The organism is Glycomyces sp. MUSA5-2, assembly GCF_037034145.1.
GTDB lineage: Bacteria > Actinomycetota > Actinomycetes > Mycobacteriales > Micromonosporaceae > Glycomyces > Glycomyces artemisiae.
The window spans coordinates 14,273-34,697 of sequence record NZ_JBAGKG010000013.1 but is presented as its reverse complement, the minus strand read 5'-3'; the positions used below and the strand labels follow the sequence as shown (position 1 = coordinate 34,697).

The 20,425-nt window shown below is 70.8% G+C and carries 20 protein-coding genes and 1 tRNA gene; 6 read left to right on the top strand and 15 right to left on the bottom strand.

The genetic code is table 11. The features are described 5' to 3' along the window. Positions 1-2,088, top strand: a complete 2,088-nt coding sequence (locus WA640_RS26475) for an iron ABC transporter permease (protein WP_442904843.1) — start codon at positions 1-3, stop codon at positions 2,086-2,088. 81 nt (positions 2,089-2,169) lie between these two features. Beyond that, entirely contained in the window at positions 2,170-3,420 is a 1,251-nt protein-coding gene (locus tag WA640_RS26470; protein ID WP_335991856.1) for a phytase, read from the top strand. Positions 3,421-3,474: 54 nt separating this feature from the next. Here WA640_RS26470 and WA640_RS26465 read toward each other — a convergent pair whose 3' ends face one another. From WA640_RS26465 to hemW, 15 genes are all read right to left on the bottom strand, one after another. After that, a complete protein-coding gene (locus WA640_RS26465; RefSeq protein WP_335991855.1) occupies positions 3,475-3,825 on the bottom strand; it encodes an Rv3235 family protein in 351 nt (116 codons plus the stop codon). Between the two features lie 235 nt (positions 3,826-4,060). Then, positions 4,061-5,098 (bottom strand): TRM11 family SAM-dependent methyltransferase, encoded by a 1,038-nt coding sequence (locus WA640_RS26460; protein ID WP_335991854.1) that lies wholly within the window; start codon positions 5,096-5,098, stop codon positions 4,061-4,063. 110 nt (positions 5,099-5,208) lie between these two features. Then, positions 5,209-5,285 (bottom strand) — tRNA-Met (locus tag WA640_RS26455). A 122-nt stretch (positions 5,286-5,407) separates the two neighbouring features. Further along, positions 5,408-6,307: a GTPase Era gene (era, locus tag WA640_RS26450; protein WP_106365111.1), complete on the bottom strand. Its 900-nt coding sequence runs from the start codon at positions 6,305-6,307 to the stop codon at positions 5,408-5,410. Beyond that, a complete protein-coding gene (locus WA640_RS26445) occupies positions 6,300-6,638 on the bottom strand; it encodes a cytidine deaminase (RefSeq protein WP_335991853.1) in 339 nt (112 codons plus the stop codon). The genes era and WA640_RS26445 overlap by 8 nt, the downstream gene beginning before the upstream one ends. Beyond that, entirely contained in the window at positions 6,631-7,932 is a 1,302-nt protein-coding gene (locus WA640_RS26440) for a hemolysin family protein (protein WP_335991851.1), read from the bottom strand. Before WA640_RS26440 ends, WA640_RS26445 begins: the two co-directional genes overlap by 8 nt. A gap of 6 nt (positions 7,933-7,938) precedes the next feature. Further along, positions 7,939-8,412, bottom strand: coding sequence for an rRNA maturation RNase YbeY (ybeY, locus tag WA640_RS26435; protein WP_106365114.1), 474 nt, complete (start codon positions 8,410-8,412; stop codon positions 7,939-7,941). Further along, positions 8,390-9,445: a PhoH family protein gene (locus WA640_RS26430; protein WP_335991850.1), complete on the bottom strand. Its 1,056-nt coding sequence runs from the start codon at positions 9,443-9,445 to the stop codon at positions 8,390-8,392. The genes ybeY and WA640_RS26430 overlap by 23 nt, the downstream gene beginning before the upstream one ends. A 142-nt stretch (positions 9,446-9,587) precedes the next feature. Next, positions 9,588-9,941 (bottom strand): histidine triad nucleotide-binding protein, encoded by a 354-nt coding sequence (locus WA640_RS26425; protein ID WP_335991849.1) that lies wholly within the window; start codon positions 9,939-9,941, stop codon positions 9,588-9,590. A gap of 26 nt (positions 9,942-9,967) precedes the next feature. Then, the gene (locus WA640_RS26420) at positions 9,968-10,693 is read right to left on the bottom strand and encodes a 16S rRNA (uracil(1498)-N(3))-methyltransferase (RefSeq protein ID WP_335991848.1); all 726 of its coding nucleotides are present in this window, start codon (positions 10,691-10,693) and stop codon (positions 9,968-9,970) included. 20 nt (positions 10,694-10,713) lie between these two features. Beyond that, the gene (locus WA640_RS26415) at positions 10,714-11,190 is read right to left on the bottom strand and encodes a hypothetical protein (protein WP_335991847.1); all 477 of its coding nucleotides are present in this window, start codon (positions 11,188-11,190) and stop codon (positions 10,714-10,716) included. Positions 11,191-11,261: 71 nt separating this feature from the next. Next, positions 11,262-12,398 (bottom strand): molecular chaperone DnaJ, encoded by a 1,137-nt coding sequence (gene dnaJ, locus WA640_RS26410; protein ID WP_106365166.1) that lies wholly within the window; start codon positions 12,396-12,398, stop codon positions 11,262-11,264. A 19-nt stretch (positions 12,399-12,417) separates the two neighbouring features. Further along, positions 12,418-13,434 (bottom strand): heat-inducible transcriptional repressor HrcA, encoded by a 1,017-nt coding sequence (gene hrcA, locus WA640_RS26405; protein WP_335991846.1) that lies wholly within the window; start codon positions 13,432-13,434, stop codon positions 12,418-12,420. 118 nt (positions 13,435-13,552) lie between these two features. Beyond that, positions 13,553-14,674: a CapA family protein gene (locus tag WA640_RS26400; RefSeq protein ID WP_335991845.1), complete on the bottom strand. Its 1,122-nt coding sequence runs from the start codon at positions 14,672-14,674 to the stop codon at positions 13,553-13,555. 200 nt (positions 14,675-14,874) lie between these two features. After that, on the bottom strand, positions 14,875-16,059 hold the full coding sequence (gene hemW / locus WA640_RS26395; protein WP_335991844.1) for a radical SAM family heme chaperone HemW: 1,185 nt from the start codon (positions 16,057-16,059) through the stop codon (positions 14,875-14,877). Between the two features lie 18 nt (positions 16,060-16,077). Here hemW and WA640_RS26390 point away from each other — a divergent pair, with 18 nt between their 5' ends. From WA640_RS26390 to WA640_RS26375, 4 genes are all read left to right on the top strand, one after another. Continuing rightward, the gene (locus WA640_RS26390) at positions 16,078-16,899 is read left to right on the top strand and encodes an enoyl-CoA hydratase-related protein (protein ID WP_219926825.1); all 822 of its coding nucleotides are present in this window, start codon (positions 16,078-16,080) and stop codon (positions 16,897-16,899) included. After that, the gene (locus WA640_RS26385) at positions 16,878-17,732 is read left to right on the top strand and encodes a hypothetical protein (protein WP_335991843.1); all 855 of its coding nucleotides are present in this window, start codon (positions 16,878-16,880) and stop codon (positions 17,730-17,732) included. The genes WA640_RS26390 and WA640_RS26385 overlap by 22 nt, the downstream gene beginning before the upstream one ends. A gap of 118 nt (positions 17,733-17,850) precedes the next feature. Beyond that, the gene (locus WA640_RS26380; protein WP_442904838.1) at positions 17,851-19,512 is read left to right on the top strand and encodes an alkaline phosphatase D family protein; all 1,662 of its coding nucleotides are present in this window, start codon (positions 17,851-17,853) and stop codon (positions 19,510-19,512) included. A 178-nt stretch (positions 19,513-19,690) separates the two neighbouring features. Then, complete coding sequence (locus WA640_RS26375; protein WP_335991841.1) at positions 19,691-20,407, top strand: hypothetical protein; 717 nt, start codon at positions 19,691-19,693, stop codon at positions 20,405-20,407. Positions 20,408-20,425: the final 18 nt, after the last annotated feature.

Below are 20,425 nucleotides of genomic sequence, written 5' to 3'. Positions count from 1 at the left end.
CTGAGCTCGCCGGCGCGACCGGAGGCTCCGGCCCCGAGGGCCCCGCGCCTCCTTCCTACCGCGGCGGCCTTCATCCTCACGGTCGGGGCCCTGGTCGCGCTGGCGGCCCTCCACCTCACGCAAGGCACCTCCGAGGTGGACGCCGGAGACCTGCTCGCGCTGGTCTCCGGCGGCGCCGATCCGGGCGTGTGGCACGTCCTCGAAGGCGCGCGCCTGCCCCGCCTCGCCGGGGCGGTCCTCGTCGGGATCGCCTTGGGCGCTTCGGGTGTGCTCCTCCAGTCGGTGGCGCGCAACCCGCTCGCCAGCCCCGACACGCTCGCGGTGAACGCCGGGGCGTACCTGGCCGTGACCGCGGTGGCGGCCTTCGGGATCACGCTGCCGTTCGTCTCCGGGCTGGGCGTGGCGTTCATCGGCGCGCTCTTGACGGCGGGCCTGGTGCTCGCGCTCTCGGCGGGCGGCGGCGAATCGGCGACGACCCGCCTGATCCTCGCCGGATCGGCCACCGCGATGGCCGCCAACTCCCTGGTGTCCCTGCTGATCCTGCTGTTCCAGGAGGAGACCACCGGCCTGTTCGCCTGGGGCTCAGGCAGTCTCAGCCTCGCCGGATTCCACTCGATGGCCCAGGCCGCGCCGCTCGTCGTGCTCGCGGTGGCCGCCGCGATGCTGTGGGCGCCGCGCCTGGACCTGCTGCGCCTCGGCGACGACACCGCTTCGAGCCTCGGCGTCCACGTGCGGCGTACCAGGACCGTCGCCGTCCTCTGCTCGCTGCTCCTCGCGGCGTGCGCGGTCACGATCGCCGGACCGATCGGCTTCGTGGGCCTTGCGGCTCCGGTGATCGCCCGCCAGATCGCGCGGCGCTTCCCCTCGCTGCTCGCCCACCGGGTCCTGATCCCCTTCAGCGCCTTGTGCGGCGCGCTGGTCATTGTCGGCGCGGACCTCGCCGTCCGCGCGATCCTGGGCGCCGACAAGAGCATCGAGATCCCCGTGGGCGTCACGACCACGCTCCTCGGCGCGGGCGTCATGGTCTGGCTGGCCCGCACGGTCACCAGCGCCGGCTCGGAGGACCGCCCGGCGATCCTCCACGGCGCCGCCAACCGGTCTCGGATCGCCTTCGTGCTCATCGTGATCGGCCTCGCCGCGGCATCGCTCGGCGCGCTGTTCGCGGGCATGCTGTCGGGCGACACGATGCTGCTCGGCGGCGACCTCGTCAACTGGGTCGCGGGCAAGACCGGCGCGAGCTACACGTGGATCATCGAGCAGCGCTACCCCCGCGTCCTCGCCGCGATCCTCGCGGGCGCGGCGCTCGCTTGCGCTGGCGCGGTCACCCAGGGCATCCTCCGCAACCCCCTCGCCGAACCCGGCCTCCTCGGCGTCACCGCGGGCGCTGGCATCGGCGCGGTCACCCTGATCACTTGGGCCCCTTCGTCAGGCGCGTGGGCGATCACCGGTGTGGCCGCGGTAGGCGGGCTGGGCGCGTTCGCGCTCGTGTACGCCCTCGCCTGGCGCGGCGGCCTCGACACGTCCCGCCTGGTCCTCGTCGGCATCGGCGTCTGGTCGATCGGCATGGCCGCGATCACCCTCATCATCCTGGCCTCGGACCCGTGGAACACGCCCAAGGCCATGACCTGGCTCTCCGGCACCACCTACGGCCGCACGGCCGACCGCCTCATCCCCCTGCTGGCGGCCCTGGTGGTCGTCCTCCCCCTAATCATCGCGCACCGCAAGGAGATCGACCTCCTGGCGCTGGACGACGACACCCCGAGAACGCTGGGCGTGAGACTGGAGCGAACCAGGCTGCTCCTGCTGGGAGCGGCTGCCATGTTGACGGCCGCGGCAGTGGCCGTCGTCGGAGTGATCGGCTTCGTGGGCCTAGTGGCACCGCATCTGGCGCGTGGCCTGGTCGGCAGCCGCCACGCAAGAGTCCTCCCGGTCTCGATCCTCCTCGGGATACTCCTTGTGAGCCTCGCGGACACGTTGGGCCGCACCGTAATAGCCCCGGCGCAGATCCCCGCGGGACTGGTCTGCTCACTGATCGGGACGCCGTACTTCATCTGGCTGCTGTGGAGGACCCGCACCAGGAGCGCCTGAATTGGGGCGGGATTCACCAGGGGTTCACCGGCGGGGTCGAGGATCGATCCGACCGTTGAACCCCTGCTCTTTGGAGGTCCCGTGCCCTCACGCCTGCTCGCCCTCACCGCCGTCGGCGCGGTAGCCGCCCTGGTGGCGGCCCCGGCCGCGTATGCCGACGAACCGGTGACCGCGATCCTCGAAACCCCCGCCCTGTGGTCCGAGGACGACGCCGACGCCGACGACCCCGCGATCTGGGTCGACAAGGACAACCCCGCCGACAGCCTGGTAATCACCACCGCCAAAGAGGCCGGCCTCTACGTCTACGACTTGCAGGGCAACGAACTCCAGCACGTCGACCCCCGCCCGGCCCCCGGCGAGGACGACGCCCCCGGCCGCTACAACAACGTCGACCTCATCGAGAACTTCAAACTCGACAGCGAACGCGTCGACCTCGCCGTGGCCTCCGACCGGGGCATGGACAACCTGGGCATCTTCAAGATCGAAGACGGCCGACTGGTGGATGTCACCGACGAGAACGCGGGAACGATCTTCACGGCGAGCCAAGAAGAAATCAACGAGGAACACACGGCATACGGCCTGACGACATGGCAGTCCAGGAACAACGCCTATGCCCTGGTAAGCCGAAACTCGGAAACCGAAGTGGCACTGCTGAAACTGGTGGCCGATGAGGACAAGGTCACCTGGCAAAAGGTAAGGACCCTTGAACTTCCGGCCTCCTTCGAACTCCCCAACGGAGATGACTGGACCACCTGCGACGACCCGGGCCAGTACGCCCAAGTGGAAGGCATGGTGGTAGACGAGGCGACCGGCACGGCCTACCTCGGCCAAGAGCTCGTGGGCATCTGGAAGGTGAGCGCCGACCTCAAGGGCGAGCCCGAACTCGTCGACACCGCCGTCGAATTCGGCGTCCCGGGCGTCTACAACCCCGACACGGACGAGTGCGAATACGGGCCCGACCCCGGCTACGGCGGCGACGTCCTCCACACCGACATCGAGGGCCTTACCATCTACTCCACCGGCCGCGGCACCGGCTACCTCCTCGCCTCCTCCCAGGGCGACAACACCTACGCCGTCTACAACCTCCGAGGCTCCAACTCCTACCTCGGCTCCTTCGCCATCGCCTCCGGCCCCGTCGACTCCACCCAGCACAGCGACGGCGCCGACGTCGTCAACATCCCCCTCCCCGGCTACCCCGGCGGCCTCCTCGTCGTCCAGGACGGCGACAACACCCCCGAAGGCACCGACGAATCCTCCACCAACTTCAAATACCTCTCCTGGCAAGCCGTAGCCGAAAACCTCAACCTCCGCACCAACTGCACCCGCCACTAGCACTCAAAAAGCGGCCGCCCAGTCCATCGGACTGGGCGGCCGCAGTGTGTCCACCTACAACAGGTGGCGGGGCTGGGTTCGGTCGAGGAGTTCGCAGTGGGCGAGGCGCCAGCCGTGCTGGGTGGCGGTGAACGAGAACGTCATGGCGAGGTGGGAGCGGCCGTTCTCGACCATCGCGACGACTTCGGCGGTGGTGGCGGTGGGCAAGGTGGCCTTGCGGACTCGGACCTGGCTGAAGTGGCCGGGGACCCGGCGCCGCACCCGCGCGAACGCGGCCCAGCCTTCGTCGGTGGCGAAGAGGCGGGCTTCTGATGCGGGCTTGCGGCCGGTGAGGACGTTGAGGAAGAAGCAGGAATAGGAGACGGCTTGTCGCGGGTTCGGAGCGATCTCACTGCGGCAGTGCATGGTTCCTCCAGGTCGACTGATGGGAGTCGTTGCAGGAGAATGTAGAGGCGACGCTGGGTGAAGTCAACAACACCCAAAGTGACTGGAACGCCCCGCGATTCAGATTTTTGTCAGACTCGAACGACGAGCGTCGCTTGTAGACGCAGACGTAAGCGACAAGCGCCCAGCAGTAAACGATTCGGCTTGCGGAACCCTACAAAAACCGGAAACTTCGCTTCAGCGTGTCGCCCAAGCGCTATCGCGGCATTCGAGCGACGATCAGGTCCCGGTTGATCGCGTGGTCCACCCGGTGCTCGAAGTCCAGGTAAGGAGCCGCGTCCAGTACTTCCATCCCCGCGGCCTCCAGCATCTCGGCCATCTCCGAGCGCTCGGTCATGTACGTGTTCCATGACAAGCCCATCGCGCCGCCCGGCCGCAGCAGCTCGGCCCAGACCGGGATCGCGGCCTCCAGCAGCTCCGTGGGCCGCCGCGACAGCTCCCGGGTATCCCGCACTGCGGCGTGCTGCACGCCGTACGGCACGTCCGCCACGATGAGGTCGAAACTCCGCCGCCGGTAGACCTCACCGCTGCGCAGCGTGTCCGCGTTGACGATCTCGATCACCTGCGTCTCGCCCGCCCGGTGCAGCTCCTTCGTCGCCGCGAACTCCACCCGGGTCTGCTGGCCGACGCCGCGGCCGTCCCGCTTCACCCGGCTCGTCAGCGCCTTGTGCTTGAGCCGCTTGTCCTTCAGCCACCGCTGGATGAACGCCCCGTACGCCTCGAAGTCCCGCTTGTCGACTTCCACCCCGTACGCGTCGAACCCGTACATCGCGGCCTGATTGAGCGTGGTCCCCCGCCCGCACATCGGGTCGAACACCTTCAACCCGCCCGCGAGAATCCGCTCCGCCCCGAACGCACTCGCCGCCGTCACGTTCAGCAGCAGCTTCGTGAACTGCTCGTTCGTCTTCCCCGCGTACTTCAGGATCGACACCAGGTCGTCGTCGTACCGGTCCATCCGCTGCACCGGAATCGGCTCCAGCATCGTCCCGTGCACCTCGAACAGCGCGAACAGCCCCGACACGTTCGACAGCAGCCGCACATCCCGCCCGCTCAGCGACCCCGACCTGAACACCAGATACGGCACCCCGCCGAGCACCCGCTCCTCAACCCCCTCGACCACCCCGTCCAAGGCCCCCAGCCCCAGCACGGCGATCTCATTGGCCACCATCCGCACCGCACTCCGGGCGTACACCCGGTTGGCAGAAGGGGCGATCAGCATGGCGTACTGCTGCATTCTCGACGTTCCTAGCGGTCCTCACGGCGGGCACGGGCGCAGACGAATATAGCAGCGCCCGGACAACGAAAAACCCGGCTTCCTCATCCGAGGAAACCGGGTCTTTCACGTGGTAGCGGGAGGCGGATTTGAACCACCGACCTCCAGGTTATGAGCCTGGCGAGCTACCGAGCTGCTCTATCCCGCGTCGGTATGTAAAGAGTACATCATCCCTGAAACCACCTGCCACAGCGGGTTCGGTGAGGGGGGTCACGCGGTGTTCACCTGGGGTTGGGGACCCGGCCCCCGGGGAGGGGCCGGGTCGGGGCGCTAGAAGCCGAGGCGTTCGAGCATCTTGGGGTCCTTCTGCCAGTCCTTGGCGACGCGGACGTGGAGGTCGAGGTAGACGCGGCCGCCGATGAGCTGGGCGATGCCCTTGCGGGCCTTGGTGCCGACGCGCTTGAGGCGCTCGCCGCCCTTGCCGATGACGATGCCCTTCTGGGAGGAGCGCTCGACGTAGATCTCGGCCCAGATCTTCTTGCGGGGGCCGCCGTCGGAGTCCTCATCCTCGACGTCCTCGATGACGACGGCGAGGGAGTGGGGCAGCTCGTCGCGGACGCCTTCGAGGGCGGCCTCGCGGATGAGCTCGGCCATCATGACCCGCTCGGGCTCCTCGGAGATCATGCCGTCCGGGTAGAGCTGCGGCGACTCGGGCAGGTGGCCGGAGAGGACGCCGACGAGCTCGTCGAGGTTCTCGCCGGTCTTGGCCGAGACCGGGACGATGTCGGCGAACTCGCCGAGGGCCGCCACGTTGGTGAGGTGGCGGACCAGCGCGTCCTTGGAGACGAGGTCGATCTTGGTGACGACCGCGACGACCTTGGCGCCGAGCTTGGCGATCTCGCCGGTGATGAACTTGTCGCCGGGACCGGGCTTCTCGTTGGCGGGCAGGCACAGGCCGATGACGTCGACCTCGGACCAGGTCTGGCGGACCAGGTCGTTCAGGCGCTCGCCGAGCAGCGTGCGGGGCCGGTGGAGACCCGGCGTGTCGACGAGGATGAGCTGGGAGTCCGGTCGGTGCAGGATCGCGCGGACGACGTGCCGGGTGGTCTGCGGCCGGTTCGAGGTGATCGCGATCTTCTGGCCCATGATCGCGTTCGTGAGCGTGGACTTCCCGGCGTTCGGGCGGCCCACGAAGCAGGCGAACCCTGCGCGGAACTCGTTGCTAGGCAAGACGGTTCACCTCTTTTCGGATGACCGAGTACGCGGCCACGTCGCTGCTGATGTCTCGTGCGGCCCGCAGGCCCTCGCCGTCCGACTCCGCGCCGAAGACCACGGCCGCCTCCAGCGCCTCCGCGCCCGCCGCGAACGCCTGCGCGACCGCCGCCTGGAGCGCGGTCAGCCGCAGGGACGGCAGGTCCACCGCCGCCGAGGCGTAGGTGCGGCCGATGCCGTCGCGCACGGCCGCGCCGGTGGTCTGCGAGACGCGCCCCGCGGCCCCGCGGGCCAGCGTGACGAGTTTCGCGTCCTCGGCGTCGAGGTCGTCGACGTGCAGGTCAGACATTGAGTTCGTGCCTTTCGTCAGTGGAGGTCGGAGACGCCGCGTCGTCGGCTTCGGGCAGCCGCGCGACGCGCACCGTCTCGATGCGGTTGCGCCGGCCCACGGTGCCCTCGGCGGTGAGCTCCAGGCCTGCGAGGCGGGCCCGGTCGCCCGCGAGCGGGACCTTCCCGAGCTCGGCGGCCAGGAGGCCCGCGACGGTGTCCACGTCGACCTCGGGCAGGTCGACGTCGAAGAGCTCGGCGAGGTCCTCGGGCGAGAGCCGGGCCGTGACGCGCGCGGTGCGGTCGTCGAGCCAGGCGACGGGCGGGAGCTCCTGGTCGTACTCGTCGGCGATCTCGCCGACGATCTCCTCCAGGATGTCCTCGATGGTGACGAGCCCGGCGGTCCCGCCGTACTCGTCGACCACGCCCGCGATGTGGATCCGGGCGGTCTGCATCTCGCGCAGCAGGTCGTCGACGGGCTTGGAGTCCGGGACGATCGAGACCGCGCGCATGACCTCGCCCACGGGCGGGTTCGCGCCGTCGTCGAGGCGCACCAGGTCCTTGAGGTAGACGACGCCGCGCAGGTCGTCGAGGTCCTCCCCCACCACCGGGATGCGGGAGTAGCCGGAGCGGAGCGCGACCTGCTTGGCCTCGTCCGCGGCCGTGTCGGCGCCCACCCACACCATCGCGGTGCGCGGCACCATGACCTCGCGGACCACGGTGTCGCCCAAGGCGAACACCGAGGCGATCATGTCGCGCTCGTCGTGGTCGACGGTGCCCTGGGCCTCGGCGGCGTCGACGAGCTCGCGGATCTCGATCTCCGAGGTCGCGAACGGCCCCTCGCGGAAGCCCTTGCCGGGCGTGAGCGCGTTGCCGAGGAGGATGAGAACCTTCGCGAGCGGCCCGAGCGCGGTGCCGAGCATCGACACCGGGCCCGCGACCGCGAGCGCGACCGGGTAGGCGTGCTGGCGGCCCAGCGTGCGCGGGTTCACGCCGATGACGACGAAGGACACGACGGTCATGACGGCGGCCGAGACGCCGACCGCCGTCCACGAGTCGTTCCAGGTGTCGAACGCGATGACCGCGACGATCGCGATCGCCGCCGCCTCGCACGCGAGGCGCAGCAGGATGAGCAGGTTGAGGTGCCCGGGCAGGTCCTCGGTGATCTTCACCAGCGATTCGGCGCCGCGGCGGCGCTGCTCGGCGAGCTCGGCCGCGCGGGCCGGCGAGACCGCGGTGAGGGCAGAGTCGACCATGGCGGCGGCCCCGGCGACGACGATGAGCGCGACGGCGGCTGCCAGCAGGGTGTACGGCATCGGGGCCTAACTCTCCGCCGAGGCCGTGCGTCTGGCCCGCCAGGAGTCGAGCAGCCGGTTCTGGAGGCCGAACATCTCCTTGGCCTGCTCCGGTTCGGCGTGGTCGTAGCCGAGGATGTGGAGCACGCCGTGGACGGAGAGCATGTGCATCTCGTCGGCGGTGGAGTGCCCGGCGTCCTTGGCCTGGGCCTCGGCGACTTCGGGCGAGAGCACGAGGTCGCCGAGGATGGGCGTGCCCGGCTCCGAGGAGTCGGGGCGGGCCGGCATCGCGTCGTCCATCGGGAACGACAGGACGTCGGTGGGCCCGCTGCCGCCCATCCAGCGCTTGTTCAGCTCGGTCATGTGCTCGATGTCGACGATGAGGACCGAGAGCTCGGCGAGCGGGTTGACGCCCATCTCCAGGAGCGCGAACTCGGCGACGGCGCGGATGCCCGCTTCGTCGACGTCGCGCCCGGACTCATTGATGATCTCGATGCCCACGGTTCCCTCGATGCCCTTTCCCGGCGGGTGCGCGATGGCCGTCCTTCGCGGCGTCCCACTTCTCGTAGGCGTTCACGATATCGCTGACGAGCTGGTGGCGGACGACGTCTTCCGCCCGGAGCGTGGCGAAGTGCACGTCCTCGACGCCTTCGAGGATGTCGCGGACCACGCGCAGCCCGGAGGTGGTGCCGCCGGGCAGGTCGACCTGGGTGACGTCGCCGGTGACGACGATCTTCGAGCCGAAGCCGAGGCGGGTGAGGAACATCTTCATCTGCTCGGGCGTGGTGTTCTGCGCCTCGTCGAGGATGATGAACGCGTCGTTGAGCGTGCGCCCGCGCATGAACGCGAGCGGCGCGACCTCGATCGTGCCGGACTCCATGAGCTTCGGGATCGAGCCCGGGTCGATCATGTCGTGCAGCGCGTCGTACAGCGGGCGCAGGTACGGGTCGATCTTCTCGAAGAGCGTGCCGGGCAGGAACCCGAGCCGCTCGCCGGCCTCGACCGCGGGGCGGGTGAGGATGATCCGGCTGATCTCCTTGGCCTGGAGCGCCTGGACGGCCTTCGCCATGGCGAGGTAGGTCTTGCCGGTGCCCGCGGGGCCGATGCCGAACACGATCGTGTTGTTGTCGATCGCCTCGACGTAGCGCTTCTGCCCGATGGTCTTGGGGCGGATCGCCTTGCCGCGCTTGGAGACGATGTTCTGCGTGAGCACGTCCACGGGGCGCTCGCCGGGCGCGGATTTGAGCATGTTCTCCGTGCGCCGGATGATGTCGGGATCGACGTTCTCGCCGTTCTCGATCAAGGCGAGCAGCTCCTTCACGAGTCGTTCGGCGGCGCGCGGCGCCCCGTTGATGCCGGTGAGGGTGATGGTGTCCCCGCGCACGTGGAGGTCGACGCCGGGGAAGCGGCGTTCGATGTAGCGCAGGTTCTCGTCGGCGCGGCCCAGCAGTGCCATGAGCGCGCTCTGGTCGCCGACGGTGATCGTGGACGTGATCGTCGAAGAGTTGTTGACGTTGTCAGAGCGGTCGGTCATAGGCTTCGCCGCGAGGGCTGTTCGCCACCTGCTTCCTCAAAAGAGACTTCGAGCGGCCCCTCGGGAGCCGCGGTTTCCATGCCCCAATGGTAGTTCCTGCCTGCGACAAGGGACAGCGGGTAAACGGGGCGGCGGTGTGATTTCATCCCGCCAGCAGCGGTTCGAACGCTTTGCCGCCGAGCACGTGGAAGTGCACGTGGAAGATGGTCTGCCCGGCCTCGGCGCCGGTGTTCGCGAGGAGGTTCCACCCGGTCTCGGCGATGCCCTCCGACTCCGCGACCTCGGTCGCGACGGTCAGGACCTCCGCCGCCAGCTCGGGGTCGGCGGCGGTGAGCTCGGCCGTGTTCGCGTAGTGGTCCTTGGGCATGACCAGGACGTGCACGGGGGCCTTGGGGTACAGGTCGCGGAACGCGAGCACGCGCTCGGTCTCCTTCACCTTCTGGGAAGGGATCTCGCCCGCGGCGAGCTTGCAGAAGATGCAGTCGGTGTCGGTCATCCGGTGATCTTAGGAGGCGCGGCCGGTCACCAGCGGCCGAGGCGGGCCTGGAGGACCGCGAGGGCCGCGGGGCCCGCGGTGGAGGTGCGCAGGACGGTGTCGCCGAGGCGGACCGGCTCGCCGAACTCGGCCAGGGCGGCGAGCTCGTCGGGGCTGATGGAGCCTTCGGGGCCGATGACGAGGGCGATCTCACCGGAGGTGGACAGCGGGACCTGCGAGAGCGGGAGGGTGGCCTCCTCGTGGAGGACGAGGACCTGCGCGGCCGCGCGGAGGCGCTGCACGAGCTGCTTCGTGGTGTGCAGCTCGGCGACGTGCGCGAGGTGGGCGCGGCGGGCCTGCTTGGAGGCCTCGCGGGCGGTCGCGTCCCATTTGGCGCGGGCCTTGTCGCCGCGCGGGCCCTTCCACTGGACGATGGACCGCGATGCGGCCCAGGGGATCACTTCGTCGACGCCGATCTCGGTGAGCATCTGCACGGCGCGCTCGCCCCGGTCGCCCTTGGGGAGGGCCTGGACGACGGTGAGCTTCGGGTCGGGGTCGGGGAGCGTGCGGTTGTCGAGGACGTCGAGGCGCAGGAGCCCGCGCTCGGCGTGGGCGACGCGCGCGGCGGCGACGCCGCCGGAGCCGTCGGCGAGGAGCAGGGTCTCGCCGGGCTGGAGGCGCTGCACGTCGGCGGCGTGGTGCCCTTCGGGGCCGTCGAGGACGTAGTCGCCGGGGGCCGGGAGGGCGTCGACGAGGAAGACCGGATCGCTCACCGGGCCAGTGTAGTGGGCATTCAGCGGGTGAAGTCGACGGCGCGTTCCCAGCGGAGGCGGCCGGTGATCTTGCGGTAGAGGGCCGGGTCGCCGATGCGGCCGAAGGCGTGGTCGAAGCGGCGGCGCGGGAGGTGGACGGGGGCGAGGTCGACCCAGCCGTCCTTGTCGGCGGGCGGGTCCCAGCGGTTCGCGGGGGCGGCGACGCGCCATTCGGCCTCGCGGGGCTCCTGGGTGGTGCATTTGAGGACCCAGTACCCGCGGCCGGAGTAGCCGATGACGAGGACGGGGCGCTCTTTGGAACGGCGCGGCTCGTCCTCGAAGGGCACGTCGGCCAACCAGCGCTCGCCGGTCTGCGGGCCGCCGGGCGGCGGGACCGCGTCGAGGCGGGGGCCGCCCGCGGGAGCGGTGCGGCGGCGCAGGGAGACGACGAGGGCGACGAGGCCCGCGACGACGAGGAGGGCGAGGAGCGCGAGTGCGGTGGGGTCGAGGCTGATCACGGGGCCGGAGTGTAGCGGAGCCCCGCCTCCCGACCGCTGGAGTGGGGGACGGGGCTCGTCAGGCTGGGGGCCTATGCGTGGCCGTTGAACGCGTCGCGCATGCGGCTAAAAAAACCGGATCCGCCTTTGACTTCCTTGATCTCCTCGTCGCGGAGGCTCGCGAGCTTGCGCAGGAGCTCCTCCTGCTCGGCGTCGAGCTTGCTCGGGGTGCGCACGTCGAGTTCGACGTAGAGGTCGCCGCGGGTGCCGCCGCCGCGGAGCTTGGGGACGCCGTGGCCGCGGACCTTCTTGATCGTGCCGGGCTGCGTGCCGGAGGAGACCTCGACTTCGACCTGGTCGTCGAGGGTGTGGATGGTGAGCTTGGTGCCGAGGGCGGCCTGCGTCATGGGGACGCGGACGCGGCAGCGCAGGTCGGAGCCTTCGCGGGTGAAGACCTCGTGGGGCTTCTCGTGGACCTCGACGTACAGGTCGCCGGCGGGGCCGCCGCCGGGGCCGACCTCGCCTTCGCCGGAGAGGCGGATGCGCATGCCGTCCTCGACGCCCGCGGGGACCTTGACGGTGATGCGCCGGCGCGAGCGCACGCGGCCTTCGCCGCCGCACTTGCGGCACGGGTCGGTGATGATCGTGCCGTAGCCGGAGCAGGCCGAGCAGGGGCGCGCGGTGCGGACCTGGCCGAGGATGGTGCGCTGCACGACCTGGACCTCGCCGGAGCCGCCGCACGTGGAGCACGTCTGCGGTTCGCTGGAGCCCTCGGTGCAGGTGCCGTCGCAGGCGTCGCAGAGGATCGCGGTGTCGACGGTGAGCGTGGACTCGGTGCCGAACGCGACCTCTTCGAGGTCGAGGTCGAGGCGCAGGAGCGCGTCGTTGCCGGGCCGGGTGCGCGAGCGGGGGCCGCGGCGGCCGAAGCCGCCCATGGAGCCGCCGAAGAACGCGTCCATGATGTCCTCGAAGCCCATGAACGGGGCCCCGGCGCCGCCCCCCGCGGCGCCGCGCGCGTACGGGTCGCCGCCCGCGTCGACGATCGCCCGCTTCTGGGGGTCCATGAGGACCTCGAAGGCGGCGTTGATCTCCTGGAGGCGCTCCTGCGCGTCGGGTTCGTCGCTGACGTCGGGGTGGTACTTGCGCGCCAGCTTCCGGTACGCCTTCTTCAGCTCGTCCTCGGTCGCGTTGCGCTCGACACCGAGGATGCCGTAGTAGTCCTTAGCCACGTGGATGCTCATCGTCCTGTCAGCGGTTCTGTTCCAAAATCTCTGATACGTACCGGGCGACGGCGCGGACGGCCGCGATCGTGCCCGGGTAGTCCATGCGGGTCGGCCCGAGCACGCCCATGTGCCCGACGACGGAGCCGGGGCCGTACCCGGCAGTGACGACGGTGGCCTCCCGGAAGTCGGCGACCTCGTTCTCGTCGCCGATCCGGACCGTCAGCAGCGCGTTGGAGTCGGCGCGGCCCAGCAGCTGCATGAGCACGACCTCCTCTTCGAGCGCTTCGAGGATGGGCCGCAGGGACCCGGCGAAGAAGTTCCCGTTGCGGGTGAGGTTCGCGGCGCCGGCGACGGCCACGCGCTCCTCGGTGCGGGCGACGACGGAGTCGAGGAGGACGCGGGCCAGCTCGGAGGCGGTGGCGCGCAGTTCGGGGCGGGCGAGCCCGGCGAGTCCGGCGATGATGCGGGGGGCGTCGGCGAGGGCCTTCCCCTGGAGCTGCTCGTTGACGAGGCGGCGCAGGTCGAGGACGTCGTCCTCGGTGAGCTCGGCGGGGACCTCGACGTAGCGCTGCTCGACGCGTCCGGTGTCGGTGATCATGACGAGCATGAGCCGGGTGGGGGTGAGGGACACGAGTTCGAGGTGGCGCACGGAGGAGCGGTTGAGGCTCGGGTACTGGACGACGGCGACCTGGTGCGTGAGCTGGGCGAGGAGGCGCACGGTGCGGGTGACGACGTCGTCGAGGTCGATCGCTTCGGCGAGGAAGCGGTGGACGGCGCGGCGCTCGGCGGCCGAGAGCGGCTTGATCTTGCCGAGGCGGTCGACGAAGAGGCGGTAGCCCTTGGCGGTGGGGATGCGGCCCGCGGAGGTGTGGGGCTGCTGGATGTACCCGGCCTCTTCGAGGTAGGCCATGTCGTTGCGGACGGTGGCGGCGGAGACGCCCAGGGCGTGGCGCTGGGCGACGGCCTTGGAGCCGACGGGCTCCTGGGTCGCCACGTAGTCCTCGACGATGGCGCGCAGCACTTCGAGCTTGCGATCGTCCATCGCCGCCACGTCCCCTCGGTCTCGGTGCCTACTTCGGTCCGGCAGGCCGAGCGGAAGCTCAGTCTGCCGGACTCAAGTTTGGCACTCCCTGTCCAGGAGTGCCAGTGTACGTGGGGGGTCAGACGCCCGGGATGATGAGCGCGCCGTCGTCGGCGACGGTCACGCCGCTGTCGCCGAAGTCGGCGGCCAGCTCGTTGAGGTCGTCGAACGCGCCGTTGTCCTCGTCGATGGTGGGGTAGCCGTCGCCGTTCATGCGGCTGGCCTGGGCCTTGGCGGCGGCGATGGTGCCGTCCTCGCGGATGGTGACCGAGAGGATCGCGGAGCGGCCGAGGGCGCCGTCCATGCTGAAGAGGTTCTGGCCGCCGCCGAAGTTCCCGAGGGAGTAGGCGATGAGCTTGCCGTTGTAGACCTCCATGCCGCGCAGCACGTGCGGGCCGTGGCCGAAGACGAGGTCGGCGCCGGAGTCGATGCAGGTGTGGGCGAAGGCGCGGGTGTCGCCGCGGTCCTCGCCGAGGTAGTTCTCGACGCCTTCGGGGACGTGGCGGTGGTCGGTGCCCTCGGCGCCGAGGTGGGCGGTGGCGACGACGATGTCGGCCTGCTCCTTGGCGGCGGAGACGAGGGCGGCGACGGCGTCGAGGTCGCGGTTGTCGGTGTAGAAGGTGTAGGGCGCGAAGCCGACGAGGCCGACGGTGAGGCCGGACTCGGTCTCGACGAGGGCGACCTCGTCCTTGATGCCGCAGACCTCCATGCCGGCGGCGCGGATGGCGTCCTGGGTCTCGGTGGCGCCGTCGGGTCCGGCGTCCCAGCCGTGGTTGTTGGCCTGGTTGAGGACGTGGAAGCCCGCGTCGGCGAAGACCTGGGCGTAGTCGGAGGGGAGGCGGAAGTAGGTGCAGGCGCCGCCGCCGCACTTGTCGAACTCCAGGGTGGAGAGGGCGCCTTCCATGTTGGCGATGACGACGTCCCCGGTGAGGTTGTCGCGGACGCCGTCGAAGAAGCTGGCGCCGTCGTCGGAGGCCATCTGGTTGGGGTAGGAGCCGGGCATGGTGTCGCCGACGTGGGTGATGGTGATCTCGCGGGGCGGTTCGGGCGAGGGGGATTCGGAGGGGCTCTCCTCGGCGGCGCCCGCGCCGCCGTCGTCCGCCGGGGGCGGCTCCTCCTCGGAGCACGCGGCCAGGGCGAGCCCGGCGAGGGAGGCGGCGAGGACGCCGCGGCGGGTGGCGGCGGGGGATGGCGTGTGCATGGGTGCTCGGGCTCCGGTGTCGAGGATTCAGGGGTCGGGGCCTGGGGGTTCCGTCCGGTACGGGGGACGGGACCTGGTGCCGGGGGTCGGCGCGGCCCGCGTCGGCGCCGTCGGCTGGGGGCCGGCGCGCCGCGACGGCCAACGCGAGGATGGCTCGTCCGTGACGGGCTCAAATCTACGGGGCGCCCGCTCGGGCGTCGTCAGCCGGTGAGGTCTCTCACCACGGCGTCGGCGAGGAGGCGACCGCGGAGCGTGAGGACGAGCCGGTCGTCCCGGATGTCGGCGAGTCCTTCGGCCGCAACGCGTTCAGCGGCGGCCCGGCCCTCGGGGCGCAGCTCGGCGAGGGGGAGGCCGCTGGCGAGGCGGGTGAGCAGGAGCACCCGCTCCAGATAGCGGTCGTCGTCGGTGAGGCGCTCGTGGCCCGCGACGGGCAGGCCCTCCGCGAGGGCGGTCCCGTAGGTGGAGGGGTGCTTGTGGTTCCACCAGCGCACGCCGGGGAGATGGGAGTGGGCGCCGGGACCGGCGCCCCACCAGTGGCCGCCCTCCCAGTACAGGAGGTTGTGTCGGCACCTGGCGGTATCGTTCCTGGCCCAGTTCGAGACCTCGTACCAGGAGAACCCGGCCGCGGAAAGGGCGGCTTCCGCGGCGAGGTAGCGGTCGGCGGCGACGTCGTCGGAGGGCTGCGGCACCCGTCCGGAGCGGATGCGGCGGGCCAGCGCGGTGCCGTCCTCGACGATGAGGGCGTACGCGGAGACGTGGTCGACGCCGGTGTCGACGGCGGCGGCGAGGCTGTCGGCGAAGTCGGCGGCGCTCTCGCCGGGGGTGCCGTAGATCAGGTCGAGGCTGACGTGCTCGAAACCGGCCTTGTGCGCGTGCGAGACGGCGTCGAGGGCCTTCTGCGGGGAGTGCTCGCGGTCGAGGACCTTGAGCACGTGGGAGGCGGTGGACTGCATGCCGACCGACAGGCGGGTGAAGCCGCCGTCGTGGAGTTCGGCGAGGTAGTCGGCGTCGATCGACTCGGGGTTGGCCTCGGTGGTGGCCTCGTAGCCGTCGGCGAGCCCGAACTCGCGGTCGATCTCGGCGAGGATCGAGGCGAGGTCGGCGGCGCTCAGGAGCGTGGGCGTGCCGCCGCCGAAGAAGACGGTGTCGACCTTCGGGCGCGTGTCGAAGCGTGCAGCCGCGGAGCGGATCTCGCTGCGCACGATCGCGGCGTAGGTGTCGCGGGAGACGCCCGCGCCCAGCTCGGAGGCGGTGTAGGTGTTGAAGTCGCAGTATCCGCAGCGCGAGACGCAGAACGGGACGTGGACGTAGAACCCGAATCCGGCGCTCCCGGCGGAGGGGTCGGCGGCGGCCGCGGCGATGTCGGTTGCGGGACTGGTGGACACCCTGTCTACGGTACTTGCGTGAACGGCAACGACGCTCTCATCAAGTACCGCGCGGACCTGAACGTGGCCTCGATTACCCTCGACGCCCCGCAGCGGCGCAATGCGCTCTCGACTCGCATGATCGGCGAGCTGCGCGAGGCCATCGCCGAGGCGGTGGCGGACCCGGTCGTGCGGGTCATCGTGATCGACCACTCCGGGCCGGTGTTCTGCGCGGGCGCGGACCTGAAGGAGTCTGCGGCGGCGACGCGGCTCGAAGACCTTCCGGCGGCGCACCTGGCCGAGCTGCTCGCCGACATCTGCGAGGCGCCGAAACCGGTGGTCGCGGCCGCGGGCGGCGGCGCGAAGGGCGGCGGCATGGGCCTGCTCGCGGCGGCCGACCTCGTGGTCGCGGCCCACAACGCGCCGATGGCGTTCAGCGAGGTCCGGCTCGGCGTCGTCCCGGCCGTGATCGCGCCGGTCGTGGCGCGCAAGCTCGACGCGGGCCTGATGCGGCGGCTGTTCCTCACCGGGGAGTCGTTCGACGCGGTGCAGGCGTCCTCGTGGGGCCTGGTGACGCGGGCGGTCGTGCCCGACGCGCTCGCGAAGCACCAGGGGGAGCTGGTCGAGAGCCTGGTCGCGGGCGGCCCGTCGGCCCAGGCGGGGATCAAAGTGCTCACGGCCACACCGGATCTGCGGGAGCGGCTGCGGGAGGCGGCGGCACTGACGGCCGAGTACTTCTTCGCCGAAGAGGGGCGCGAAGGGGTCCGTTCGTTCATTGAGAAGCGACCGGCTTCTTGGGTAGGCTTACCAGCCGCCGACCGACCTGATCGGAGTCTCCCGTGCGCGCACTCCTGGCCCTGACCTCGCTGCTCGCGGCGCTCGTGCTCGCGGGCTGCACCGAAGAAGCACGGGACGCCCTGCGCCCCAGCCAGACCGGCTGCTACTTCACCACCGGCCTCGGGGAGGCCCACCTGACCTCGGAGCAGGCGGCGAACGCGGCGACGATCAGTGCGGTCGGGCTGCGCGACGGCATGGACGAGCGGGCCGTGGCCGTGGCGATCACCACGGCGATGCAGGAGTCGGAGCTGAAGAACGTCGAGTACGGCCACGACGACTCCCTGGGCCTGTTCCAGCAGCGCCCGAGCATGGGGTGGGGCTCCGAGGAGGAGCTCATGGACCCCGTCTACGCCTCGTTCAAGTTCTACGAGAAGCTGCGCCGCACCGACGGCTGGGAGGACATGACGCTCGCCGAGGCCGCGCAGGCCGTCCAGGTGAGCGCCTACCCGGACCTGTACGAGCAGTGGGAGGAGGACGCGACGGTGATCGCCGCGGTCTTCGCCGGGGGCAAGGAGGGCGGCATCGGCTGCGTCAGGGGGAACGCCCCCGAGGTGACGGCGGACCCTGAGCTGCTCGCGGAGGCGTTCGAGTACCATTGGGGCGCAGAAGTGTCCGAAGTGGACGGCACGACGGTCGTGGTCGACCCGAGCGACGCCGCCGAGGGCTGGAACCGGGCCGCTTGGGCGGTGGCCAGGTCCTACGACTACTCGATCGCCAGCGTCGCGTACGGCGGCATGGTCTGGGCCGCAGGAGAGGACGGCTGGACCGAACCGAACGCGGAGGAGGACGGCGAGGACGCGGTCGCCGTCGCGAACGACAGCCACGCCGCCGTCATCATCACCTTCGCCGCCGCCTGAGCAGAGTTCCGCCCCGGTTCACCGGCGCGTCGTCCGCGCGTTCCGGGCAATCCACGCTCACTTGCTGGGCTGTACGGGTCACAAACCCGCTCAACTCCCCCCGAAGCGAGGCCATACCATGCGCATGTCGCGCCGCATCCTGCTCGCGTCCACCGGCGCCGCCGCCGCGACCGCGGTCCCCGCCGCGGCCTGGGCCGAGACGAGGATCCACCCGACGCTCACCGCCGACCCGTTCACCCTCGGCGTCGCCTCGGGCGACCCCGAGCCCGACGGCGTGGTCCTGTGGACCCGCCTCGCGCTGAACCCCCTCGCCGAAGACGGCTTCGGCGGCATGCCGAACGGCGTCTTCGACGTCAAGTGGGAGGTCGCCAAGGACGAGCGCTTCCGCCACCGCGTCGCCTCCGGGCACGTCGAGACCGCCGCCGAGGTCGGCTACAGCGTCCACATCGAAGTCGACGGGCTCGAACCGGCCCGGGAGTACTACTACCGCTTCAAGACCGGCCGCTGGGCGTCCCCGGTCGGGCGGACCCTCACCGCGCCCTCGCGCCGCTCCATGCCGAACGAGCTGCGCATGTCGTTCGCGTCCTGCTCCCAGTACGAGCACGGCTACTTCACCGCCTACCGCCACCTCGCCGAGTCGCACCCCGACCTCATCCTCCACCTCGGCGACTACCAGTACGAGTACAAGGCGGGCGTCTACAACTCCCCCGACGGGAACGTGCGCGACCACGAAGGGCCCGAGACCGTCACGCTCGCGACCTACCGCCAGCGCCACGCCCAGTACAAGGCCGACGCCGACCTCCAGGCCGCGCACCTCGTCGCGCCGTGGCTGGTGATCTGGGACGACCACGAGACCGAGAACAACTGGGCCGACGAGGTTCCGGAGGTCGGCTCGGACACCCCCGACCACGACGCGTTCCTGGCCCGCCGCGCAGCGGCGTTCCAGGCGTACTGGGAGAACATGCCGCTGCGCCGCAGCTCCGTGCCCGACGGCATCGACATGCAGCTGTACCGGCGGGTCCGGTGGGGGCGACTGGCGAACTTCCACATGCTCGACACGCGCCAGTACCGCGACGACCAGGCGTGCGGCGACGGGACGCAGAGCAACTGCGCCGACGCGTGGGACGAGTCGCGCACCATCACCGGTGCGGACCAGGAGGAGTGGCTCATCGACGGGTTCCACGAGTCGACGGCCCGCTGGGACGTCATCGGCCAGCAGGTGTTCTTCACGCAGCGCGACAGCAGCGCCGCCGCCGACGTGCTGCGCACCAGCATGGACGGCTGGGACGGGTACGCGGCGTCGCGGCAGCGGATCATCGACGGCTGGGTCGAGGCCGGGGTGCGCAACCCGGTGGTGCTCACCGGGGACGTGCACACGCACTGGGCCGGGGAGATCCTCCCGGACTTCCCCGACGCGCAGGGCGACTCGGTCGGCGTGGAGCTGGTCGCGACGTCGATCACCTCGGGCGGCAACGGGGTCGACTCGGTGCCGGAGGACAACTCGGCGCTGGTCATCAACCCGCACATCAAGTTCCGCAACGCGCAGCGCGGCTATGTGGAGACCGTGATCCGGCCCGACCGGATGGACGTGAACTTCCAGGTCGTGCCGCAGGTGACGGTGCCGGACGCGCCGGTGTACACCCGCCGGTCCTACACGATCGAGGACCGGGACCCCTCGCTGCACCAGACCTACGACCGGCCGGTCGACGTGTCGACCATGTCGACGAACACGAACCCGTTCGCCGACTCCGACGAGCTCGCCGACGACTACCTGGACTAGGTTCCCCCGCAAAGGGAGGGCGGCCGCGAGGCCGCCCTCCCGCTCCGTGCGCCGCGGTGCCTCCGCAAGACCCGTTTCGGACGGCCGTTCAGGGCGCGATGGAGGACACCGGCGGTTGCCCGGTGCGGCTACAGTGAGCAGTGATAGCACACCCTTCTCTATGCCCGGAGCAGCGACTATGACGTATCCGCCGCAATCGCCCGAACCGAATCCGTACGGCGCGGCCCCCGGCCCCGGGGCGCCCGGACCGCAGCAGCCGGGAGGGCCCGACCTCCTGACCGAGTGGGGCGCCAAGGAGCACCCGGGGCGGCCCAAGAAGATCAACCAGCTGACGCAGCTGCTGTGGGGCTACGTGGCCCTGTCGGTGCTCATGGTGCCGCTGGCGATCGTCGCCATGATGACCGCGCCGTGGTGGGCCGCAACGGGATTCGTGGTGGCCTCGTCGATCGTGGGCCTGATCTTCCACGGCGGCGTGGCGGGCACGATCGCGTGGTTCATCACCAAGAGCAGGCTGGGCGTCTTCGGCGCGCAGGACCCGCGCGTGGGGCTGTGGGTCGGCTACGGCCTCCTCGGCCTGTTCTCCCTGGGCGGCCTGTGGGTCGGCTGGGGCTGGATCGCGGCGGTCGGCGCGCTGGTGTCGCTCGCGCGCCTCGGCGCGGTCGGCTTCAGCTTCTACCTGCTGAGCCAGCCCGATGTCCTGCACTACCTGCGGTCGCAGCCGGGGAACCAGCCCAAGCCCCCGCAGGTCCCGCCGCACGGCTACCCGCAGCAGCCCCCCGCCCAGGGGTACCAGCAGGCCCCCGGCCAGCAGCCGCCCGCGCCGGGCTACCCGCAGCAGCCTCCGGCGCCGGGCCAGCAGGTCCCGCCGTCGCCCGGCTACCCGCCGCAGCAGTAGGGAATTGAGACGCCAAGG

Bases quoted from the DNA above. Each gene is read 5' to 3' on its own strand.
- WA640_RS26430 (WP_335991850.1), bottom strand. From the start codon at position 9,445: ATGACCGACCGCTCTGACAACGTCAACAACTCTTCGACGATCACGTCC.
- WA640_RS26460 (WP_335991854.1), bottom strand. From the start codon at position 5,098: ATGCAGCAGTACGCCATGCTGATCGCCCCTTCTGCCAACCGGGTGTAC.
- WA640_RS26400 (WP_335991845.1), bottom strand. From the start codon at position 14,674: ATGCACACGCCATCCCCCGCCGCCACCCGCCGCGGCGTCCTCGCCGCC.
- WA640_RS26440 (WP_335991851.1), bottom strand. From the start codon at position 7,932: ATGCCGTACACCCTGCTGGCAGCCGCCGTCGCGCTCATCGTCGTCGCC.
- hrcA (WP_335991846.1), bottom strand. From the start codon at position 13,434: ATGGACGATCGCAAGCTCGAAGTGCTGCGCGCCATCGTCGAGGACTAC.
- WA640_RS26425 (WP_335991849.1), bottom strand. From the start codon at position 9,941: ATGACCGACACCGACTGCATCTTCTGCAAGCTCGCCGCGGGCGAGATC.
- WA640_RS26380 (WP_442904838.1), top strand. From the start codon at position 17,851: ATGCGCATGTCGCGCCGCATCCTGCTCGCGTCCACCGGCGCCGCCGCC.
- WA640_RS26445 (WP_335991853.1), bottom strand. From the start codon at position 6,638: ATGTCTGACCTGCACGTCGACGACCTCGACGCCGAGGACGCGAAACTC.
- WA640_RS26375 (WP_335991841.1), top strand. From the start codon at position 19,691: ATGACGTATCCGCCGCAATCGCCCGAACCGAATCCGTACGGCGCGGCC.
- WA640_RS26465 (WP_335991855.1), bottom strand. From the start codon at position 3,825: ATGCACTGCCGCAGTGAGATCGCTCCGAACCCGCGACAAGCCGTCTCC.